At 67.4% G+C, this 5,461-nt stretch carries 4 protein-coding genes; all 4 read left to right on the top strand.

Annotated features, from left to right (window positions below; genetic code table 11):
• Positions 1-318: 318 nt before the first annotated feature.
• Positions 319-1,884 (top strand): long-chain-fatty-acid--CoA ligase, encoded by a 1,566-nt coding sequence (locus NAM01S_RS32510; RefSeq protein ID WP_067792980.1) that lies wholly within the window; start codon positions 319-321, stop codon positions 1,882-1,884.
• Positions 1,885-1,960: 76 nt separating this feature from the next.
• Positions 1,961-3,175: an acyl-CoA dehydrogenase family protein gene (locus tag NAM01S_RS32505; protein WP_067792978.1), complete on the top strand. Its 1,215-nt coding sequence runs from the start codon at positions 1,961-1,963 to the stop codon at positions 3,173-3,175.
• Entirely contained in the window at positions 3,172-4,206 is a 1,035-nt protein-coding gene (locus NAM01S_RS32500; RefSeq protein ID WP_067792975.1) for a phosphotransferase family protein, read from the top strand. The genes NAM01S_RS32505 and NAM01S_RS32500 overlap by 4 nt, the downstream gene beginning before the upstream one ends.
• A gap of 332 nt (positions 4,207-4,538) precedes the next feature.
• Positions 4,539-5,461, top strand: a 923-nt coding sequence (locus NAM01S_RS32495) for an SDR family NAD(P)-dependent oxidoreductase (protein WP_157108028.1), incomplete at its 3' end; no start/stop codon positions are given.

Raw genomic sequence — 5,461 nt, 5'->3', positions numbered from 1 at the left:
CGTCACTGTCCCGAAGGCGCAGTAGTCGAGCAGCCGATTGCGATTACCACAGAACAGCCACACCCCGACGACCGCATGGCGATCATCGGCGGCAGCGTCCCCGCGGTTGCATCGGCAACCCGCTCGCCAATCTCTTCGTGCGGCTCCCACGCGAGGAGCTGACCCTTTCTCTCGGCCGATCCCGCCGACGGGCCGCGGTATGGGTTCGGCCCATGGATTCAACCAGCGCTTCGCCATATCCGGCGGGTCGTTTGTGCACCGCGTCCAGATATGGGACCGGGTCGGTCCCGCCCGTTCCAGTCCGAACTTAGGAGAACGATGACCTCCTCGCGGCCGCCAGGCAGCAACCAGCACTGGCTCGACCAGATCGATCGCCACGCCCACCTGACGCCGGACCGCCCCGCGCTTGTGTTCCGAGGAGTGACCACGACGTGGGCGGACCTGCGCAGGCGGGTGTCCGCCCTTGCTGGCGCACTCGAGGACCTGGGAGTCGGCCGTGGGGACAGGGTCGCGGTGCTGATGAGTAACCGCCCCGAGTTTTTGGAGACCGTGCTGGCCGCCAACGCCCTGGGCGCGATCGCCGTGCCGGTCAACTTCCGGCTGACCCCGGACGAGGTGCGGTTCATCCTTCGTGACAGCGGATCGGTCGCGCTCGCCGCGGACGCGGACCTCGCAGCATTGGCCGCCGAGGTCCGTCATGCGCTGTCCGGTCCTGCGGTTCTACTCGTAAGCGGCGTCGAGGATGGAGAATTCGACGCCCTGGCCGCCGGGCCGGGACGGGAGCGCAGCATCGAACTCGGCGAGCTGGACCCGGCGCTGATCATGTACACGTCCGGGACCACCGGCCGTCCCAAAGGCGCGGTGCTGACCCACCTCAACCTGGCCGTCCAGACCCAGACGCTGATCCGGTGCTGGCGGCTCTACCGTGAGGACGAGATCAACCTCTGCGGCTCGCCGATGTTTCACATCGGCGCGATCGGCAGCATCGCGCCGATGATCGCGGTGGGCGGAACCACGGTGATCATGCCGAGCGGCCAGTTCGACCCCGAGGTCATGCTGGACACCCTCGAGCGCGAGCGGATTACGCACGTGTTCATGGTCCCGTCACAGTGGCAGGCGGTGGTGGACGTGCCGGAGGCGAGCAAGCGGGCCGCCCACCTGCGGGTCATGTGCTGGGGCGCGGCGCCCGCGAGCGTCACGCTGTTGGAGCGGATGGCCGCGACTTTCCCTGGCGTACCGAACGTCAGCACCTTCGGCCAGACCGAGATGTCTCCCACCACCACTGTGCTCGACGGCGAGGACGCGCTCCGCAAGATCGGCTCGGTCGGCCGCCCGGTCCCGGCTGTGGATGTCCGCATCGTGGACGCCGAAATGAACGACGTCCCCCGCGGCGAGGTCGGCGAGATCGTCTATCGCGGCCCCGGGGTCATGCAGGGCTACTGGAACCTTCCCGAGGCGACCGCGGACGCCTTCGCAGGCGGCTGGTTCCACTCCGGCGATCTCGTGCGAGAGGACGAAGAAGGATTCCTTTACGTCGTCGACCGCATCAAGGACATGATCATCTCCGGTGGGGAGAACATTTACTGCGCCGAAGTCGAGAACGTGCTGGCCGCGCACCCCGCGATCGCGGACGTCGCGGTGGTCGCCGCGCCGCACGAGAAGTGGGGCGAAACTCCGGTCGCCGTGGTCGTCCCGCTGGATTCCGCGGCGCCGCCGTCCCTCGAGGAAATCACCGAATGGTGTCGGCCGCGGATGGCTGCGTACAAGAAGCCGACCCAGGTGCTCGTGCTCGACGCTCTGCCACGCAATGCCTCGGGCAAGGTGCTCAAGCCGACGTTGCGCCAGCAGGTGGCGGAGCGTGTCGTCGCAACGGAGCCCTCGTGACGCCGGTCCGGTCGTCGCCAGTCGAGCTGAGACCGACTCACTGTCATTGAGTTGACCGGAACAGGAAGGATTCCGAATGCATTTCGAACCGAGCGAGCGTGCGCGGGAATATCGCGAACGCGTCGATGCCTTCATCGACGGCCGAGTCGCCCCTGCGGAGGCCCGTTACGAGCAGCAGCGGCGCGAGCTCGCCGCTGCGGGCACACCGCACGCGGTGCCCGGCGTCATCGAGGAGCTCAAAGCCGAGGCACGCGCGCGCGGGCTGTGGAACCTGTTCCTCCCGCACTCGACCGAGCCCGCTCACGGCCTGTCGGTTCTCGACTACGCGCCGATCGCCGAGCGGTCGGGCTGGTACCCGCACCTCGCCCCTGAGGCGATGAACTGCTCGGCCCCGGATACCGGCAACATGGAATTGCTCGACCTTTTCGCGAGTGAAGCCCAACGGGAGCGTTGGCTGGCGCCACTGCTGCGGGGCGATATCCGCAGCGCGTTCGCCATGACCGAGCCCGACGTCGCGAGCAGCGACGCGAGCAACATCGGTACCAGCGTGCGGATCGAGGGCGACGAGGTCGTCGTCAATGGGCGCAAGTGGTGGACCACCGGGGCGCTCGACCCGCGCCTTGCGTTCTACATCGTCATGGGCATCAGCGATCCCGAGGCCCATCGATCGAAGCGGCACTCGTTCGTAATAGTCCCCGCCGATGCTCCGGGCGTGTCCGTGGTCCGGGATCTCAGCTACTACGGATACACCGACCAGAACGGTCACGGCGAGGTCCGCTTCGTCGACGTGCGGGTCCCCCTCGCCAATCTGATCGGCGAGCCGGGAGCTGGTTTCGCCATGGCTCAGGCGCGGCTCGGGCCGGGGCGTATCCACCACTGCATGCGGGCGATCGGCATGGCGGAGCGTGGGATCTCCCTGATGAAGGAGCGGGCGGGGGAGCGGGTCACGTTCGGCCGCCCCCTTGCGAGCCAGGGCGTGGTCGGTGAGTGGATCGCCAACGCGCGCATCACCATTGAGCAGCTGAGGCTCCTGGTACTCAAGACGGCATGGCTGATCGACATACATGGAGCGAGCGCGGCGCGCACGGAGATCTCGGCGATCAAAGTGGCCGTGCCCCGAGGGGTATCCCGCATCCTGGACGACGCGGTGCAACTCTTCGGTGGCGCGGGTGTCAGCGGAGACACTCCGCTCGCACTGCTCTGGGCGACGGCGCGAGCGATGCGAATCGCGGACGGTCCCGACGAGGTGCACCTGCGGGCGATCGCTCGAACCGAGCTGGAGAAAGCATGAGCGCGAACCCGTCGTCCGCGGACGTTCCTGGAGCGATCGGTCTGGAGCACGAAGCCATCGAGAAGTGGTTCGCAAACGCGGTGCCGGACGCGCGGCCACCGCTGTCGTTCGAGTTGCTCGCGGGGGGCTACTCGAACCTCACCTACCGGGTCATCGATCAGCGAGGCCGATCCTGGGTGCTCCGCCGACCACCCGTCGGGCCGCTGCGTCCCGGCGCCCACAGTATGGAACGCGAGTGGCGCATACTCACCGCCCTGCAAACGAGCGCCGTTCCGGTCCCACCGACGGCCGCGTTCTGCGCCGATCCGGAAGTGACCGGCGCCGAGTTCTACGTCATGGACCATGTCGAAGGGATCGTGATCGACAGCGCGGAGAAGGCGGCGGCTCTGACGTACGACGCCCGGCGGCGACTCTCCGAGGACATCGTCACCACGCTGGTACAGCTGCATGAGGTCGACCCCGGTGTGGTCGGGCGGAGGCCCAGCGCACAGCCCGGCTCTTACGTCAGCAAGCAACTCGAGTTGTGGATGCGCCAGATCGACGGTGGGGGAACCCCGCGCACTCGTGAAATCGTCGAGGTCTGCGACATTCTCAGCGAGCGCAGGCCACCTCAGAGGTGGACCGGGCTGACTCACGGTGACTTCCGCTTGGGCAACATGCTCGTGTCGGCGGAAGGGAGGGTCGAAGCCGTCCTCGACTGGGAGCTCTGGACGGTGGGCGATCCGCTCGCCGACCTCGGCTGGCTCGCGGCCTGGTGGATCCTCGACGCCGACGACGGTTGGTCGCCGGGTTGCGCCGACGGGTTCCCCACTCCGGCAGAGCTCGCCGCCGACTATCAGCGACAGACCGGCCGCGACACGTCCGACGTCCCGTATTACATCGGCTTCGCTTTGTGGCGGCTCGCGTGCATCAGTGAGGGCGTATACGAGCGGTACGCTTCGGGAATGATGGGTCGCCCACAGACCTCGCTCGACGTGCTCGCCGCCCGGCCCCGCGAGCTGGCGGTAGCTGCTCGGGCAGCGCTTCTCTGACGGCAGAACCCGCGGACAGCGGCGCCGCTTGTCCACACCACGGCGGTTCGTCGTGGACGGGCTGCAATGGTCGACGTCTCGATGGGCGAGCAAGAACGTTGCCGCTGAGCGGCTCGATCCGCCGAGCGCGGCGGCGGTAGCTGGCCGTCTACTGGATCAACTCGGATCTCATGGCAGAGGGCGATCTGCTGAATTCACGGCGGGTACCGGGGAGCTGGTGATCATCGTGCGCCGTTCTTCTCCGGCGACGTCTCGTGTGAAGCACAACGCATTAGCTAAGAGCTAGCTCTCCTGTGAGCCGCGACTCAAAGAATAGTTGACGGGCTGACCGTGTGCGGGATACCGTCATACAAAACTTGGCCCTTGAAAGGGACGCGGTTCGATGCGGATCACGTGTGATCCGCCCAAAAGAGAGGGAAGGCGTGACCAAACTCGAGGATGCGGTGGTCGTGGTAACCGGTGGTGCCACGGGAATCGGTCTGGCGCTGGTCCGCGAGGCGGCGCGGCGCGGCGCGCGGGTCATGATCGTGGACGTCGACGACGCCGGGGAGGCGGTCGCCGCGCTGCGTCGAGAGGGCGCCATTGTCGAGTCGACGATCGCGGACGTGACAGACATGGCCGACGTCCGGCGAGCGCTTGCGGAGACCGTCGACCGCTTCGGTGGCGTCAACATCGTGTGCAACAACGCGGGCACCGGGGTGTTCGGTCGACTGCAGGAGGTCGAGCCGGAGGATGCGCACCGCGTCTTGCGGCTCAACGTGGAGGGTGCCTATCACGTTATCCATGCCTTCGCCCCGGCCCTTCAGGCGTCCGCTGCCGCAGGCCGCCCCGCGTACCTGCTGAACACGGGGTCCGAGCACTCGCTGGGCGTCCCGCCGTTCGTCGAGCCGCTCAGCATTTACACCGTGAGCAAGTACGCCGTCCTCGGGCTGACGATGACCGCGCACCGTGATCTCGGTCCCGCGGGCATCGGTGTCTCGATGCTCGCCCCCGGCTGGACCCTCACAGAGAACGTCCGGGGCCTGATCGACGCGGATCCCAAAGCGGCGGCGGTGATCCTGCCATACGCGCAGGAGCCCGCGGAGGTCGCTGCACGGGCCTTCGACGGCTTGCTGGCCGGGACCAGGGTCATCGCGACCAACCCCCACAGCCGAGCGTTCGCGATGGAGCACGCACTCGACCTCATGAGCGACATTCAGCAGCTTCCTGTCATCGACGCTCCGGACGGTCATGCTCACGACGGTTCGGGTGACGT

Source organism: Nocardia amikacinitolerans NBRC 108937, from assembly GCF_001612615.1.
GTDB classification, from domain to species: domain Bacteria; phylum Actinomycetota; class Actinomycetes; order Mycobacteriales; family Mycobacteriaceae; genus Nocardia; species Nocardia amikacinitolerans.
Note: the sequence above shows the minus strand (reverse complement) of the source record. Positions and strands in the feature narration are given on the sequence as shown.

Bases quoted from the DNA above. Each gene is read 5' to 3' on its own strand.
- NAM01S_RS32510 (WP_067792980.1), top strand. From the start codon at position 319: ATGACCTCCTCGCGGCCGCCAGGCAGCAACCAGCACTGGCTCGACCAG.
- NAM01S_RS32505 (WP_067792978.1), top strand. From the start codon at position 1,961: ATGCATTTCGAACCGAGCGAGCGTGCGCGGGAATATCGCGAACGCGTC.
- NAM01S_RS32500 (WP_067792975.1), top strand. From the start codon at position 3,172: ATGAGCGCGAACCCGTCGTCCGCGGACGTTCCTGGAGCGATCGGTCTG.